We start from the raw sequence: 15,377 nt of genomic DNA, 5'->3' as shown, positions 1-15,377 counted from the left end.
CCAAAATAAAGGCAACCCCAGTATACACGGAATTTGTCACATCGGGTATCTCAATTCTCTATTTCCCCGGAAATATGTCGAACAAAAAAGCCACCTTGCGGTGACTTTTCGACGTTTTCGTATACAATTCTATGATCTTATGCGCGAGGTGTTTGGGTCAATGCCGCAAATTTTTCCTCATTGAGTCCGACGATCAGTTCGTTGCCGGTTTTCACAATCGGACGTTTGACCAGCGTCGGTTCTGTCGCGATCAGTTCTGCCAGGGCTTGCTCGTCCATGGCGTAGAGTTCCTCATGGCGCTCTTGGTAGACCGGAGAGTTCGGGCGGAGCAAGTCCTGAACTTTCAGCCCCAGAGTGCGGGCGATGTCGAGGATTTCGTCGGCGGAGAGCATGTTTTCTTCCAAGTTGCGCTCCACCGTTTCCGTATTCGCAAAAATCTCGCGAGTTTTCTTGCTCTTGCTGCAGGTCGGGTGATAGATAACTTCGATCATGGGTGGGGCCTCCTTGGGAATCTTACTCGACTACTTACGCTTCCACTTCAATGATGAGTTTGCGGTGACGTTGGAACATTTCTTGAGCGATCACTTCTTCTTCGTCTACGAAACCGAGGTGGATGACCTCTTCGATCGCGGAGTGGTTGAAGACGAAGGTTTTCTCAGGGTTGAGGTAACCTTCCGGGTAGGGTACCCCTACGTAGTCGAATTCTTCATGTGTTTCTTCTTTTTGTAGACAACGTCCGTAGATCATCAGTCGCTTTGTGCCTTTGTGCAACCGAACGATGGTTCCAAGCGGAAGGTAATCGGTTTCTACTTGTTGAGTCATGAGGCTAACTCCTTTGCATTATTTTTCAGGGATGAACAACTCCGGGTGTCGCCGGATTAGAATGTAGCGATAGATCATGACGACCGCGAGAAACATCATGGCAATACTCAACCCGTAAAAAGCAGCCGCCCACATATAAGCGACCTGCGAGCGATAAATCCCCAGCGTTACATGACCAAGTACCACGCCCAACGAGCTGGCAAGAGAAATGACAGACATTCCTTTATTTTTACCGGAGAAAAACGTTTCGTTTTCTACCTTGCCAACGAGGTAGCGTATCATCCCAATCAAAGCTATCGCAGCTCCCAGTACAACTCCAATAGCGTAGAGTGGTGAACGAAGACCCGCCATTGAGTAGAGAAACTTCTGAATTAATACGAGATACCCCAGTGATACAAAGGAGGCAAATACACCGATGTACATTCGTGAGGCAATCTGGCGCTTGATAGGAGAAACCACGATCCAGAAGGCATAGAGATGTATGATAGCGATCGGGGGCAGCAAAATGTTTCGGTAGATTTCTACATATGGGTCCATATAGATTGGCAACAACATGAAAATATCGACAAACAAAACCAAGAGAAACAGCACGCTTCTTCGCAAAGAGGAAAGCGGAACAGACCAGTTCAAAAATGCTATAAAGTCATCAGATCGAATCTTCCCGTTCAATCATACCCCTCCTCAGTCGAACACATGGCAAGTAGCATCCCACCCGCATTTTGTTAGATTTCCTACAGCATCAATTCCCTCTTCCAAAGAGTCTTTCAAGTGATCACCGATTGACTTGCCCTCCACATAGGTGCCGTCCGTTACTTGAGAGAGCAAATACCCTGTAATTCCACCCACAGCCGCTCCCACGATCGTACCAAGTGGGCCTCCAATCATCGTGCCGACTACCGCCCCCGTGTAAGTGGCCGTTGCCATGGAAACAGTACCGACCGCAACATCCACAGTAGCTTCTGCAACGATATGGCTTGTACTTTTTCCCTCTTGAATATTTTCTATCAAATGGTCTCCCGTTTCGTATGCAATACTGAGATATCCGAGACGAGTTCCCCATCCTTTTAGATCTTTCATGGCTTCAACTGTTGCTACTTTAGGATCAGCGAATTTCATAACTTGGGGATAGTTCTGAGCATTTGAAAGGTAGTAACGAGTTCCTTGAATCCCTTCCAAGTGACCGTTTTTCACAAGGATATAGTCCCTGGAAGCACTACGAACTCGATATACGCCAAAGCCATTCAATCCATTTGTAATGCTTTTTTCCCCATCTAAAATAGCACCTGCATTACCAATCCCTTTTGAAAGCCCAGTGATTGGAGCTTCAGGATCAATGACAATATGTCCGTCATATGATCGAAAGCAATGCAAGTTCTCCACCATATTTCCAAGATCAGCGAAGTCATCTTCGGCACTTTTGTTGGCTCGTCGTTCAATCTCTTCCGATTCGGCGATGAGTGCGGCTCGTCGGTTAAGATAGTATTGCAGTTCACTGCGGTACGACGCTTTTTGGTTCGGGTCGTCGGTACTGTTGATGCAGTGATGCAAGTGATTGATCTCCCCCTGCAGACTCTCCGACTGTTGAATCAAATGGTTGACTTGATCCAACTGCGCCGCCAATGTATTCAACGTCCCCGCGATCCGTTCAAAAATCGTCCCTGCCGTGCGGAGGTCCTCATACATCAGATCAGAAACGGCGGCAAACTTTAGGGCTGCACTTCCCTTCCAAGCGAAGGCACCCTCTAACGTCTGTGCCTGCAGACCTTTCAACCGCGACACTTTCGATGCGAAATCTTGTGAGGCACTCCCAAACTGCCAAGCCCCATTCCGAATCGCATAGGTATCCGAAATACGTGATATTACCCTCGCCCCCCAAACTAAGCACTTTTATAGAAAGAGTATATCAAAATTTTACCATCCTAGGAACTCATTGAACTTTGCGACACCGACCCATTTTGACACTCCCGTCCGAATTCTGTACGTATAATCTAGCAAAAATGGGCATAGACTGCTACCAAGAAGAACAAACGAGGAGTGTTGCCCTTATGAAAAAACACGAATCCAAAAACGAACTCATCCTGGCTTTCATCCAAAACCGCATCTGTGAGCAAACCCTTCGCCAATCCTTGAAACAATACAAATAGCACCAAAATACGCAAAAAACCACGCCCCTCCTCATGACGAAGGGGGCGTGGTTTTTTTGTTTCTTCTATATAAAACTACTTTTTGATCAGGCCGATTTCCACGAGGCGTTGGTACAGGAAGTCGCCTGCGGTGATGGCCGGGTATTTTTGCGGGTTTTCTTCGGTGACGCAGGACGGGATGACGTCGAGCACACAGGAAGAGTACGGATGGACGAAGAACGGCATCGAGTAGCGAGAGGTGTTCTCGCCTTTCGGGTTGACAACGCGGTGCGTGGTCGCCGGGATGACTTCGTTGGTGATGCGGGAGAGCATGTCCCCTGCATCGACGATGATTTGGTTTTCCTCTGCTTCAATCGGCAACCATTCGCCGTCGCGGGTCAGCAGTTCCAGACCGGATGCGGTCGCAGAGCAGAGCAGGGTGATCAAGTTGATGTCTTCATGCTCGGCGGCACGAACGGCTTCCGGGTCCATGTGCGGCTCAAGCGCCGGGTAGTGGATCATACGCAGCACGGAGTTGCCTTCGTGAATCATGTCGGAGAAGAAGTTTTGGCGCAGATCGAATTGAATCGCCAGCGCTTCCAGCATGTTGCGTGCGACGCGCTCCAATTCACGGTAGAACGACAGCGAGTCTTTGCGGAAGGTCGGGATCTGCTCCGGCCAGACGTTCTCCGGATAGTCTTCATAGAGTGCATGGCCCTTCGGCAACTCTTGTCCGACGTGCCAGAATTCCTTGAGGTCGCCGACTTTGCGGTTCTTCGCATGTTCTTTGCCAAATCCGGTGTATCCGCGCTGGCCGCCGGAGATGTTGCCGTACTTGCTCTTGGTTTCCAGATCTTGACCGAAGAGTGCTTCGATGTTGGTGTAATTCTTGCCAATCAGGTTCGGGTCGATCCCGTGGCCTTCGAGGATGATAAAGCCGCAGTCCATCAGACCGGCAGTAAACTCCTCTGCAAAGCGGGCACGTTCTTCACTGTTACCATGGGTGAAATTCTTCAAATTCAAGGTACGGATCGTCGTCTTGCTCATGGCGGCCTCCTTAGATGTAAGCGCTTACGATTTTCGAACAGGTATTATTTCCTTATATAATGTAACACGAGGGTAAGAGGTCTGACAACTGACCTCTTCAGAAAATGGGGACTTGCACTATTGCGAGATCGTTGATATACTAGGTTTTGTGTTTTTACCTTGCTCCTATACGGGGCCAAAGTCCAAAAGGAGGGCTAACGATGAGAGCCTATGAAACTATGCTGGTCCTGAAAGCGGACCTCGAAGAAGCTGCTCGCGATGCAGCGATCGAGAAATACGAAGGCGTCGTTGCGAAGGAAGGCGGCACTGTTCTTCCGACCACGAAGCTTGGTAAGCGTCGTCTCGCATACGAGATCAACAAGAACCGTGAAGGGTTCTACGCTTTGCTGAACTTCGAAGCGAACACCACGACTCCGGCTGAACTTGAGCGCCTGCTCAAGATCGACGAAAACGTGCTTCGCTACCTGACCACCGTCAAAGAACAGTAATCCCAAATTCCGAACCAACGAGGAGGAACGAATCATGGCTGAACAACGTGAACAACGTGAACATCGTGAACCGCGCGGCGGTTTTAACAAAAAGCGTCGCGGCAAGCGCCGCAAAGTCTGCAACTTCTGCGTAGACAAAGTGAACCACATTGACTACAAAGACATCGGTCGTCTCGGCCGTTACGTTTCCGAGCGTGGCAAAATTCTGCCGCGCCGCATCACCGGCAACTGCGCAGCTCACCAGCGCGCTGTGACCGTCGCGATCAAGAACTCCCGCGTCGTCGCACTGATGCCGTACACCACCGAAGTCTAAGATGTGCGTTGAAAAAGGAAGTGGCTTTCGGGTCACTTCCTTTTTTTATAGAGATGTACCCACAGAACATGTCGCTCTCTGTCGTATTGTGTAGTTGGGGGGATGAAGAGATGACAACCATCGACTTGTTGAAAGACACGGTTGGCAAACCGTTGCGAACCGCCATGCAAGACCTCGGATGCCCGGACCTGCCGATGGGGTTATTTTCGGACAAGCAGGTTGCGTTTTTGCGCGAAGGGATTCAGGAATTGCCGGATGACGATCTGGAATTGGAACGTCTGCTGATCGAGGGTGCCGTGAATGGAAAAGTGATCCGTTCCGGACAGACCCCGATGGGGCAGAGCTTGTTCACGGTGCGCTTTCGTGTGAAGAAAGTCGCCTGTGTGATGACGTTTGCCTACTACCGAGAGGAGTGGCAATTGCACCATATCGACGCGGTGCAAACCCGGTTCCGCGAGTGGAATCGTCTGCTGTTTGGAGGCGTGCTCGGCTCGGTCGTGACCGTACTCGTCACGCTGGCTTTTTGGGGCTTCGGGTCGGGGGACCTCGTAGCGGAAGCCAAAGCGAAAGGCTATGTGGTGATGACGGAACAGCAGTATGAAGAGAATGTACAGGGCGGGAATCCGACCGATGCAACTTCGACGGCCGGGACGACCGCAACCAAGGATGCCAAAACTCCGGCAACTCAGGAGACGCTTGAATTCACGTTGCAAGACGGAGCTCCGTTGAGTGAGTTGACGGGTTTCTTGAAGGAAAAAGGTCTGATCACCGATGAGGCGGCATTCGGTCAAGCGCTGACAGAGCGCGGGATCGATACGCAGATCAAACCCAAATCGTATACGTTCAAAAAAGGGATGTCGCAAGAGGAGCTCTTCACCGTGCTCCAGAACTAGGACTCCTTTCAAAGAAAACCCGCCGGTACATACAATCGGTGGGTTTTTTGCATACTACCCTCAACAACTGGAAAATTGAGGAGAGGATTTCCCCGTGCCAGTCATCGCCGGAATCGGAACCGCTGTTCCTGAACATCTCATCACCCAAGACCAATGCCGGGAGTTCGCCCGCCGCTTGTTTGGCGATGCGTTTCGCGATATCGACCGCTTGCTTGCCGTCTTTGAATCGGCTCAGATCGAACGTCGCCACTTTGCCACACCGATGGAGTGGTTCGAACATCCGCACTCCTTCGCTGACAAAAACGCACTCTACATCACCCACGCCGTCCAACTCGCCGAGAGCGCCATCTCCCAATGTCTGCAAAACGCCAACCTCGCCCCGGAGGACATCGACCATCTCGTGTTCGTCTCCTCCACCGGTCTCGCAACTCCAAGTCTCGACGCTCACCTCTTCAACGCACTCGGGTTGCGTCCCAACCTCAAGCGTACACCGATTTGGGGTCTTGGTTGTGCAGGCGGCACGGCAGGTATCGCCCGCGGCTACGATTTCGCCCTCGCACATCCGCAAGAAAAAGTGCTGGTCTGCGCCCTCGAACTGTGCGGGTTGACGTTCCTGCACGGCGACCGTTCGAAAAGCAACCTCATCGCCACTTCCCTGTTCGCCGACGGTTGTGCCGCCGTCCTGCTCCTCGGTGACGAAGCAGCCAAAAAACACCCTGCCCTCACGGAGGGTGCGCCCCGCGTGCTCGGCTCGCACTCGACGATCTGGCCCGACACGATGGACATTATGGGCTGGGATGTGCAAGAGGAAGGTCTGAAAGTGATTTTTTCCAAAGACATCCCCTCGATCGTCGAATCGAAAATTCGCCCACAGATCGAGACGTTCCTTCACGAAAAGGGGCTCGGCCGCGCAGACCTCACGAGGTTCATCGCGCACCCCGGCGGCATGAAAGTTTTGCAAGCGTACCAAGAAGCACTGCAATTGCCGGACGAGATGCTCCGCCACTCGCGCGACATCTTGCGCACGCACGGCAACATGTCGTCGTGCACCGTCCTGTTCGTGCTCGCTCAAGAACTGCAAGATTCCCATCAACCCGGAGAGCACGGCCTCGTTCTCTCTCTTGGCCCCGGCTTCTCCTGTGAGCAGGTGGTTCTCCAATGGTGACTTGGTTTCTGTTGATCTTCTCCTTCGTCCTCGCCGAGCGTTTCCTCGAACTCGCCGTCGCCCGCCGCAACGCGCATTACATGCGGGCGATTGGTGGATTTGAAGTGGGCGCTGAACATTACCGATGGATCGTGCTGTTGCATGCGACGTTTTTTGTCTCCCTGGTCGCAGAGGTGTTGGAACGAGAGCGGCTGGACCAACCGCCGTACCTCTTGCCGTTCTCTCTGTTCCTCCTCGCCCAAGTGTTGCGCGTGTGGATTCTGAGTTCGCTCGGGAAGTTCTGGAACACGCGGATCTTCGTCCTGCCCGGCAGTGAACCGGTGCGGCGCGGTCCCTACCGATTCATGAAACACCCGAACTACACGGTGGTCGCCGTCGAATTGCTCACGCTGCCGCTCGCGTTTGGAGCACCGATCACCGCGCTGGTGTTCTCGCTCTTGAACGCAATCGTTCTGCGGGTACGCATCCAAGCCGAAGAACGCGCCTTGGCGGAAGTCACCGCATACGGCGAACAGATGGGCAACCTCCCGCGCTTTCACCCGTTTGGCAAGCGTTGAAAAAAAAGCCGCCCGGTGCGCGCGGCACCGAACGGCTTCTTTTTTCGGAGGTTACTCTTCGCCCTCTGCCGGGGCCGCTTCGACGGCGATGGAGTAGGCATCGAGCAAGGATTCCAGCACATACGGTTCCGGGATGCCGACGAGTTCTTGTTGCTCGCCTTCTCCTTCGACCTTCATGAGCAGCGTGTCTTCCTCGTTGACGAGCAGTACATAACTTTGGTCGTTCATTTCCAAGAGCGCTTCCACCCCGTACTCCAACTCTTGACCTTTGGCGTCCTGTACCACGATCACATCACGTATCATCGTCAACACCTCCCACGGATAGAGTGCCCGGAAAGGAGACCCTCACTCGTGAACTTGCGCAAGAACATCGGTTGGTGGATCGTTGGACTTTTTTTCATCGTTCCGTATCTGAATTTGTTTCGATTGGACATTCAAGGTGGACACTATTATTGGATGACGAAGCGCTTGTCGTTTGACCAGCCGTTGCCGCTGCTCTTGACGATTTTGCTGCTCGTCTTTCTGGTCATAGGTCTGTCTACGTTTCGGGCGCGGTTGTTCTGCTCGACGCTCTGTCCGCACAACACCGTTTCAAAAGCGTTGCGTGCGCTGGAAAAACGCCGTCTCGACAAGCCCGTTGCCGTCGTGTTGACGCCGTTGATCGCGTTTACGCTGATCTCGTACTTCGATGAACCGCGCTTGGCTCTGCATGGAATTCTGTACGGTCAGTCGCCGATGGCGCTGGCGTTTTTTGTGGTGCTGTGTTTGTTTTTAGGGTCGTTGTTGTGGAAGTTGCGCTCGAAGTTTTGTCAGAATGTCTGTCCGTATGGTTTTCTTCAACATCTGTTCACGCCGGACAACCCAACGCGGGTCGCGAAGATTGGAGTTGCAACGCTGCTCCTCCTCCTCGCTGTGGCGATGACCGTCGCGGCGTTGTCCACGTCTGCGTCGGAAGTCTCGTTCAAGCAAGTGTCCCGTGTCGAGACCGGCTCGACGATCACCTACGTCTACAACCTCGGCCTGACCAACAACAACGCAACGACCGCGGAGCACTTCACAATAAAATTCGCACCGGACGCTCCACAACCGATCGGCCTCGACGTACACGATGCGATCGAAGTGGGTCCCGGTGCGACGAAGGTCGTGACGTTCGCGTTGCGCACAGCCCGACTCGTCACGGTGCAATTTGAAGTTTGCACCGAGCATGAGGGAACTTGCAAGCCGTTCAACGTCACCCTGTCCAATTAAGCGGCGATGCGTCTCGATGTCCAGAAACCGGCGAGCGAAGTCGCAATGACCGAGACCAAGTGGAAGCTGTAGGCCGGCAACGACAGCGGTTCGACGAAGGACGCGACGACTTTCTCCTCCAAGATCATCGTGCATCCGGTCCAGGTCAACACGGCGACCCCGGCGTACATCAGCCACGGGTAGCGTGTGAGCAAGCGGACAATCAGCCCGCTGCCCCAGAGGATGCACGGGATCGAGACGGCGATGCCAAACAGCAAGAGCCACATGTTGCCCTTGGAAATCCCGACGATCGCCAGCACGTTGTCCACCGATACGACCAAATCGGCGATCACGATGACGTACACCGCGTGGAGCAAACCGCCGCCCCGGCGCATGTCTTTCATCTGTTGGTGGTCGCCGAGCATCTTGAATGCAATATAGAGCAGGAAGAGACCGCCGATCAATTTCAAATACGGTGTGCTAAGCAAGATCACAGCGACGAGCGACAACACGATACGCAAGCCGACCGCTCCCATCGTGCCCCAGAAGATCGCCTTCTGACGCAGATTGCTTGGGAGATGGCGGGTCGCCAAGCCGATCACCAGCGCGTTGTCCACCGATAAAATGGCCGAGACCAGCAAAATTTCCAAGGCAAGAAACAATTGTTGCACGTCCGCCCACCCCCTTGCGAGTTTGTCCTCTACTACGCTATTCGGGGAGAGAGCGGAACATGCGGATTGCTTGGTCACACCAGTCAATCCACGTCTGGATGAAGCGCATGCCGAAGTCGAGCGTCAGGGTCTCTCCGATCAGGTCGCGGCTGGGCGGAAGTTCGGGGCTCCCAAGATGTTGGGTGCCCCATTTTTTCATTGCTTCGAGAATTTGGACGTGGCTTTCGCGTGAGGCTTCGAGGTATTGAATCGCCTGTTGGGACGGGATGAGATGGAACAGGGAGACGCGAAGCAGGTTTTCATTTTTCATGGAGGGCGGTTTGGGGGCTTCGGCCATCCAGCCGAGCAGTTCGCGAAGTCCGTCGTCGGTCAGGGAGTAGACTTTTTTGTCCGGGCGGTCGTGTTGTTCGACGAGGTGGTAGGAGACGAGCGCTTCTTTCTCCAGTTTCTGCAGTTCGCGGTAGATTTGGGTGTGGTGCGCGTTCCAGAAATGAGAGATGTTCGTTTGGAACTTTTGTGCCAAGTCGTAGCCTGTCAGAGGTTCCTTGGACAGCAAGCCGAGCACTGCGTATCGTAGAGCCATCTTGGCAATCCTCTCCATCTATTTCGTGTACAAACATTATACAAAATGATTGCAGTGTTGTCACAGGGATGCTAAGATAGTGTTGCCTTTCGATATGTGACTATACACATAGTACTACAGTTCAGGAGAGGGTGGAACCAGAGACATGAACTTTTTGACCCGCATTTCGTTGAAGAATCCTGTGGCGATCTTCATACTTTCGTTTTTGTTGATCGTGGGCGGGCTCTTCTCATTCCAGACGCTCAAGGTCGATTTGTTGCCGAACATCGAGTTTCCGCAATTGTCGATTTCAGCCGTCTATCCGGGCGCTTCGCCGGAAGATGTGGAGCGGCAAGTCACCAGCGTTCTTGAAAAGCAATTGAAGACTGTGAGCGGACTCGACAAGATGTCCTCGCAATCGTTTGAATCGATGGCGTTGATTCAATTGGAGTTCCCGATCGGGACCCAAATGGACGATGTCACGCAACAGGTGGAGACCCTCATGCGCAACGCGCAGTTGCCGGAGAAGGTCGAGCCGGAGGTGCAGCGGTTCTCGTTCGGCTCGTTCCCGGTGCTCAATGCAGCGGTTTTTGCCAAGAACGGGCAGAATGCACAAGCTGTGCTTGAAGACATCCAGCCGGAGCTCGAGAAGATTCCGGGTGTGAACTCGGTTTCGATTGGCGGGACGGAAACGCAACTCGTCAACATTCAAGTCAACAAGGCGGAGGCTTTGAAGCACGGCCTCATGCTCTCGAAGATTCAAGAGACGATCAAAGGCAAGTTCCTTTCCATGCCGGCCGGGTCGGTGGTCAATGACTCGATCCTGATCCCGATTCGCGTGGATCAAAAAATCGCCACGATGGCGGAACTTGAGAATTTGAAACTCGATGTCCCGACGGCGACGGCAGCTCCGATGGGCGCAGGTGCTCCCGCCCCCGTCTTGCTCAAAGACATCGCCACCATCCAAACGCAGACCTCCCGTCCGGAGATCACGCGTTTCAATGACAAAGACGCCATCGCGCTTGCATTAACCAAAAAGCAAGATGCGAACACCGTCAACGTCGTCGATCAGGCCTATACGGTCCTCGACAAGTACAACGACAAAATCGACTACTCCATCGTATTCGACCAAGCAGACGGCATCAAAAAATCGGTCTCTTCGCTGATCCGTGAAGGACTCCTCGGAGCCCTGTTCGCATCGCTCGCCGTCTTGCTGTTCCTGCGCAACATTCGCGCGACGATCATCGCCGTGCTCTCGATTCCGCTGTCTCTCTTGGTGTCCTCGATCTTCCTCGCCCAAGCGAACATCACCTTGAACATCATGACGCTTGGCGGCATGGCGGTCGCGGTCGGGCGGGTCGTCGACGACTCCATCGTCGTCATCGAGAACATCTTCCGCCGCATCAAGCACAACCCGGAACTTCTCGATAAAAAACAACTCACCCTCGCCGCAACCAGCGAAATGCTCAAAGCGATCACCTCGTCGACGCTGACGACGATCGTTGTGTTCCTTCCGCTCGGATTCGTCGGCGGCATCACCGGCGAGTTTTTCCTGCCGTTTGCGCTGACCATCGTCTTCGCTCTGATCGCGTCGCTGATCGTCTCGATCACGCTGACTCCGGTGCTGGCGAACTTCTCGTTCTCCAAACTCAAGCATGAAGAGCGCGAAGGCGCCCTCCAAGCCTGGTACGGTCGCGTCATCGAAGCCTCGCTTCGCAAAAAATGGCTCGTCTTCGTCATCTGCATCCCGCTTCTCCTCGGCTCCTTCGCACTGGCCGGCAAACTCGGTTTCGTGTTCCTGCCCAACGAGAAGCAAAAAACGATCATCGCAAACGTCGCCCTGCCGGCTTCCACCGTCATCGACAAGACCAACGAAGTCTCGCTCGACGTGGAAAAAATGCTCCGCGATCGCAAAGACACGATCAAAAGCGTCTTCGCAGGCATCGGCTCCCGCGACTTCCAAACCGGCTTGAAAAAGGAAAACACGTTCCAATACTACATCTCGCTGAACGAAACGGCAGACACCACCGCCGAAGTCAAAGCGCTCAACGAGAACATCAAAGCGATCGTCAACAAAACGTCAGACAAAGCGACGATCACCGTCCAAGAGATGTCCTCCGGCGGTCCGCCGTCGAACAACAACGTGGACATCGACCTCTACTCCAACGACCAAAGCAAACTGCTTGAAGCCTCCCAGTTGGTTCAAGATCAACTCAAGAAACACTCGGAACTCAGCTACATCAAGTCCAACATGCAAGAGATGCAAACCCAATGGGTCATCAAAATCGACAACGACAAAGCGACGGCCGCCGGCGTTTCCGGCTACACGGTCCTCGGCCTCACCGCCGACCAGACCCGACCGGTCTCCATCGGCACGCTGGAACTCGACGGTCAGGACCGCTCGGTCCAACTGTCCTACGACAAACCGCTCGCCTCGAAGTCGGAACTCGAAGACCTCACCCTGTTTGGCACCAAAGGCATCGTGAAACTCAAAGACATCGCCACGGTTGAGCAAGTCAGCACCGTCTCGGCGATTCAGAAAAACGACGGCAAAATTTTCGCCCGCGTCTCGGCGACCGTCGAAGGAACCAATGTCCAACAAGTCTCCACCGATGTGCAAAATGACGTCAAAAACAACGTCAAGCTCCCCGACGGCGTCTCGCTGACGGCGGGCGGCGGCTCTGACGAAACGACGAAGACGTTCCAACAACTCGGCCTCGCGATGGGCATCGCGGTCGGTCTCGTCTACCTCGTCATGCTGTTCACATTCGGCCAAGCACGAATTCCGTTCGTCATCTTGACCTCGCTGCTGTTCGTCCCGACGGGGGCCCTGATCGGTCTCTACTTGACGGGCGAGCCGGTCTCGATCTCCGCGATGATCGGTGTGCTGATGCTGATCGGGATCGTCGTCACCAACGCCATCGTTCTCGTCGACCGCGTGGGTCAGAACCGCGACGAAGGCATGCCGATTCGCCAAGCGCTGATCGAAGCGGGCAAGACTCGTCTGCGCCCGATCATCATGACGGCGTTTGCCACGATCTGCGCGTTGCTCCCGCTGGCGTTCACCGCGGCAGAAGGCAACTTGATCTCGCGCGGTCTCGCGGTCGTCGTCATCGGCGGTTTGACCACGGCGACCCTGCTGACCTTGGTCATCGTGCCGGTGATGTACGAACTGTTCTTCCGCCGTCAACACAAGAAAGAAACCCAACAAGCTCAAGCGTAACACCTGTACGAAAAAAAGGACGCCTCCCGCGTGGGGGCGTCCTTTTTTCTACCTCGGGTTAGATGCGTTTCTCGTCCAGTTCTTGCAAAAAAGCGTCCAGCCATTCCAACTCCGTTTGGTAGTGCAACCATCCGTTTTTCAAGATGTGGACCAGGCTCCAATGGGCGTGGTCGTCCGTGCGGGACATCTCCTGAGACAGATGGTCCATCTGCTTGGCGAGCTGTTTGCGGCGTTTGAGCAGGGATTTGCGGATCACCGCTTCCTCCCCGTATCGCGCCAGCAACAGCGCCGGATACAGCGGGTGGTACTGCGTGGTTTCATTCTCGAACTGCTTTTTCAACAGCTCTTGAAAGCGTTCCCGTCCTTGCTCGGTGATGCGGTAGACGGTTTTGTCCGGACGACGGCTGTCATGGACGACTTCCTTCACCGCGATGTCGCCCCGTTTGAGCAACATCTCGAAGTTGTAGTAGATCGTCCCGATGTTGAGCTTGACCACCCGCTCCATCGACCGCTCCTTGAGAATCTGCGCCACTTCGTAGGGGTGCAGGTCCTCGGAGCATAGCAGGCCGAGGATCAACAGCGGTACCGGAGTTCGTCCTTCTCTCACATCGATTGGCTGCCTTGTTGCTTAGCGGCTTTGCGCTTTTGGTAGCTCAGTTCGGAGTGGTTCCCCGCAACGAAGCCCAAGATCAGACAGCCGACGGCGATGAACAGACACGCCCAGAAGACCAGATCGACTCCGTCGCTCAGCGCGACTTGGAGTTTGTGGAAGATATCTGCCGGAATCATCTGACGGCCTTGCTCCGAGAAGATCGAGTGCGGGTCTTTGAGCAGAGCGAGCTGTTGCGGCGGAAGCGTTGCGTTCTGGAACGCGGCATCGGTCGTGTTGGACAGTTTGGTGTTGACGATGATCGAGAGGAAGGAAATGCCCATCGCCATCCCGATGTTGCGGAAGAAGGTGATCAGCGAAGACGCAATCGATACTTGGTCTTCGTTTACCGAACCTTGCATCATCGCAATCGGAATCGGGAACAGCGGCCCAAGGCCCAGACCCAACACGATCATCGCGTAGACGACATACGAGTTCGACGTGTCTACATTCAATTGAGACAGCATCCAAGCGCCCACAATCATGACGAGCGAAGCGCCGATTTGGATCGGACGGTACGGCATGCGTTGCATCAACGCACCGCAAGCGCCGGAGCCGAAGATGAGACCGAACATCATCGGAGTCACCAAGTCGCCCGCTTTGGATGCGGAGCCGCCGATAACCCCTTGGATGAACAGCGGAATGTAGGACGAAGCTCCGAGCAACACCGCTCCCATGAGGAACGCCGTGAAGTTCGACGAAACAACGCCGTTTTTGCGGAACAGGTAGAGCGGGATGATCGGGTCCTTGGCCCGTTTTTCAACGAACAGGAAGACGATGAGCAGAACGACGGCTGCGGACAGCAGCGAGACGATCTGCCAAGAGCCCCACTCGTACTGACGACCTGCAGAAGCCAATGCGTACATGAGAGACAAGATGGAAAGGGTCAGGGTGAAAGAGCCGAGGTAGTCGATGACAATTTTTTGGGAGGTATCGCGAACCTTGATGTTTTTGTAGAGGCCGAGGATGATGAGGAAGGCGAACAAACCGATGGGAATGTTGACGTAGAAGATCCAGTGCCAGGAGAGGTAATCTGTGAAGTAGCCGCCAATCGTCGGTCCAATCGCGGAGGAGAGACCGAAGATCGCCGAGAAAATGCCCTGCATCTTGCCCCGTTGTTCCTTGGGGAACGATTCGTAGAGCATCGCGTACGTGATCGGCATCATCGCCGCCGCCCCGAAGCCTTGCAAGGCGCGGAACGCAATCAGTTGGTTCATCGACTCTGCCATGCCGGAGAGCAAGGAGCCGAGTACGAAGACCGCGACGCCGAACAAGTAGAATTGTTTCTTGCCATACAGGTCTGCGAGCTTACCGAAGATCGGGATAAACGTGGTGGAGGTCAGCAAGTACGCGGAGAAGACCCATGAGAAGATGTCCAGCCGCCCGAGTTCGGAGACGACCGTCGGCATCGCCGTGGAAACGATCGTGTTGTCCAACGAAGCCATGAACATCCCCAGCGCCATCGCGAAGATGATCAGCCCTCGATTGGGCATTTTCGGTTGACTCATGTGAAGAAGCCTCCAATCTTACTATTCAAATTTGAGTATCGAACTACGTCTATCGTACTACCTTTAGTAGAAAAAAACATATGCCAAAAGTCAGTTATTAAGTAAAAACGGCACATTGACAATTCTATC

17 protein-coding genes are annotated in these 15,377 nt (G+C 54.0%); 7 read left to right on the top strand and 10 right to left on the bottom strand.

Going from position 1 to position 15,377, the window contains the following annotated elements:
• Nucleotides 1–137: 137 nt before the first annotated feature.
• The 5 genes from JJB07_RS05135 to JJB07_RS05115 all read right to left on the bottom strand — a co-directional run bounded on the left by JJB07_RS05135 (nucleotide 138) and on the right by JJB07_RS05115 (nucleotide 3,992).
• Nucleotides 138–491, bottom strand: coding sequence for an arsenate reductase family protein (locus tag JJB07_RS05135; protein WP_201631767.1), 354 nt, complete (start codon nucleotides 489–491; stop codon nucleotides 138–140).
• Between the two features lie 34 nt (nucleotides 492–525).
• Nucleotides 526–822 carry a DUF4176 domain-containing protein gene (locus JJB07_RS05130; RefSeq protein WP_201631765.1) on the bottom strand — a complete coding sequence of 99 codons (297 nt, stop codon included), beginning with the start codon at nucleotides 820–822 and terminating at the stop codon, nucleotides 526–528.
• A gap of 18 nt (nucleotides 823–840) precedes the next feature.
• The gene (locus tag JJB07_RS05125) at nucleotides 841–1,491 is read right to left on the bottom strand and encodes a hypothetical protein (RefSeq protein ID WP_201631762.1); all 651 of its coding nucleotides are present in this window, start codon (nucleotides 1,489–1,491) and stop codon (nucleotides 841–843) included.
• Nucleotides 1,492–1,503: 12 nt separating this feature from the next.
• A complete protein-coding gene (locus JJB07_RS05120; protein WP_201631760.1) occupies nucleotides 1,504–2,592 on the bottom strand; it encodes a hypothetical protein in 1,089 nt (362 codons plus the stop codon).
• A gap of 449 nt (nucleotides 2,593–3,041) precedes the next feature.
• Nucleotides 3,042–3,992 (bottom strand): isopenicillin N synthase family dioxygenase, encoded by a 951-nt coding sequence (locus JJB07_RS05115; RefSeq protein WP_201631757.1) that lies wholly within the window; start codon nucleotides 3,990–3,992, stop codon nucleotides 3,042–3,044.
• A 200-nt stretch (nucleotides 3,993–4,192) separates the two neighbouring features.
• On the opposite strand from JJB07_RS05115, the gene rpsF reads away from it, so the two are divergent.
• The 5 genes from rpsF (at nucleotide 4,193) to JJB07_RS05090 (ending at nucleotide 7,408) form a co-directional block, all read left to right on the top strand.
• Nucleotides 4,193–4,480: a 30S ribosomal protein S6 gene (gene rpsF / locus JJB07_RS05110; RefSeq protein WP_038084484.1), complete on the top strand. Its 288-nt coding sequence runs from the start codon at nucleotides 4,193–4,195 to the stop codon at nucleotides 4,478–4,480.
• A 34-nt stretch (nucleotides 4,481–4,514) separates the two neighbouring features.
• Nucleotides 4,515–4,793, top strand: coding sequence for a 30S ribosomal protein S18 (rpsR, locus tag JJB07_RS05105; RefSeq protein ID WP_201631754.1), 279 nt, complete (start codon nucleotides 4,515–4,517; stop codon nucleotides 4,791–4,793).
• Between the two features lie 110 nt (nucleotides 4,794–4,903).
• Entirely contained in the window at nucleotides 4,904–5,686 is a 783-nt protein-coding gene (locus JJB07_RS05100) for an MltG/YceG/YrrL family protein (protein WP_201631751.1), read from the top strand.
• A gap of 94 nt (nucleotides 5,687–5,780) precedes the next feature.
• Complete coding sequence (locus tag JJB07_RS05095) at nucleotides 5,781–6,851, top strand: 3-oxoacyl-[acyl-carrier-protein] synthase III C-terminal domain-containing protein (protein WP_201631748.1); 1,071 nt, start codon at nucleotides 5,781–5,783, stop codon at nucleotides 6,849–6,851.
• Complete coding sequence (locus tag JJB07_RS05090) at nucleotides 6,845–7,408, top strand: isoprenylcysteine carboxyl methyltransferase family protein (protein WP_201631745.1); 564 nt, start codon at nucleotides 6,845–6,847, stop codon at nucleotides 7,406–7,408. The genes JJB07_RS05095 and JJB07_RS05090 overlap by 7 nt, the downstream gene beginning before the upstream one ends.
• A 51-nt stretch (nucleotides 7,409–7,459) precedes the next feature.
• On the opposite strand, the gene JJB07_RS05085 is transcribed toward JJB07_RS05090, so the two are convergent.
• Nucleotides 7,460–7,711, bottom strand: a complete 252-nt coding sequence (locus JJB07_RS05085; protein WP_201631742.1) for a DUF1292 domain-containing protein — start codon at nucleotides 7,709–7,711, stop codon at nucleotides 7,460–7,462.
• A 48-nt stretch (nucleotides 7,712–7,759) separates the two neighbouring features.
• Between JJB07_RS05085 and JJB07_RS05080 the strand changes: the two genes are divergently transcribed.
• Nucleotides 7,760–8,656: a 4Fe-4S binding protein gene (locus JJB07_RS05080; RefSeq protein ID WP_201631739.1), complete on the top strand. Its 897-nt coding sequence runs from the start codon at nucleotides 7,760–7,762 to the stop codon at nucleotides 8,654–8,656.
• Here the strand turns inward: JJB07_RS05080 and JJB07_RS05075 are convergent.
• A complete protein-coding gene (locus tag JJB07_RS05075; protein ID WP_201631736.1) occupies nucleotides 8,653–9,306 on the bottom strand; it encodes a YjbE family putative metal transport protein in 654 nt (217 codons plus the stop codon). The genes JJB07_RS05080 and JJB07_RS05075 overlap by 4 nt on opposite strands.
• Nucleotides 9,307–9,343: 37 nt before the next feature.
• Entirely contained in the window at nucleotides 9,344–9,889 is a 546-nt protein-coding gene (locus tag JJB07_RS05070; RefSeq protein ID WP_201631733.1) for a PadR family transcriptional regulator, read from the bottom strand.
• A gap of 145 nt (nucleotides 9,890–10,034) precedes the next feature.
• On the opposite strand from JJB07_RS05070, the gene JJB07_RS05065 reads away from it, so the two are divergent.
• Nucleotides 10,035–13,091, top strand: coding sequence for an efflux RND transporter permease subunit (locus JJB07_RS05065; protein ID WP_201631730.1), 3,057 nt, complete (start codon nucleotides 10,035–10,037; stop codon nucleotides 13,089–13,091).
• Nucleotides 13,092–13,149: 58 nt separating this feature from the next.
• Here the strand turns inward: JJB07_RS05065 and JJB07_RS05060 are convergent, their stop codons facing one another.
• Entirely contained in the window at nucleotides 13,150–13,698 is a 549-nt protein-coding gene (locus JJB07_RS05060) for a helix-turn-helix transcriptional regulator (protein ID WP_201631727.1), read from the bottom strand.
• Complete coding sequence (locus JJB07_RS05055; RefSeq protein WP_201631724.1) at nucleotides 13,695–15,248, bottom strand: MDR family MFS transporter; 1,554 nt, start codon at nucleotides 15,246–15,248, stop codon at nucleotides 13,695–13,697. Before JJB07_RS05055 ends, JJB07_RS05060 begins: the two co-directional genes overlap by 4 nt.
• Nucleotides 15,249–15,377: the final 129 nt, after the last annotated feature.

The sequence above is a fragment of the Tumebacillus amylolyticus genome (genome assembly GCF_016722965.1).
GTDB classification, from domain to species: Bacteria; Bacillota; Bacilli; order Tumebacillales; family Tumebacillaceae; genus Tumebacillus; species Tumebacillus amylolyticus.
This window is presented reverse-complemented; position numbering and strand designations above follow the sequence as displayed.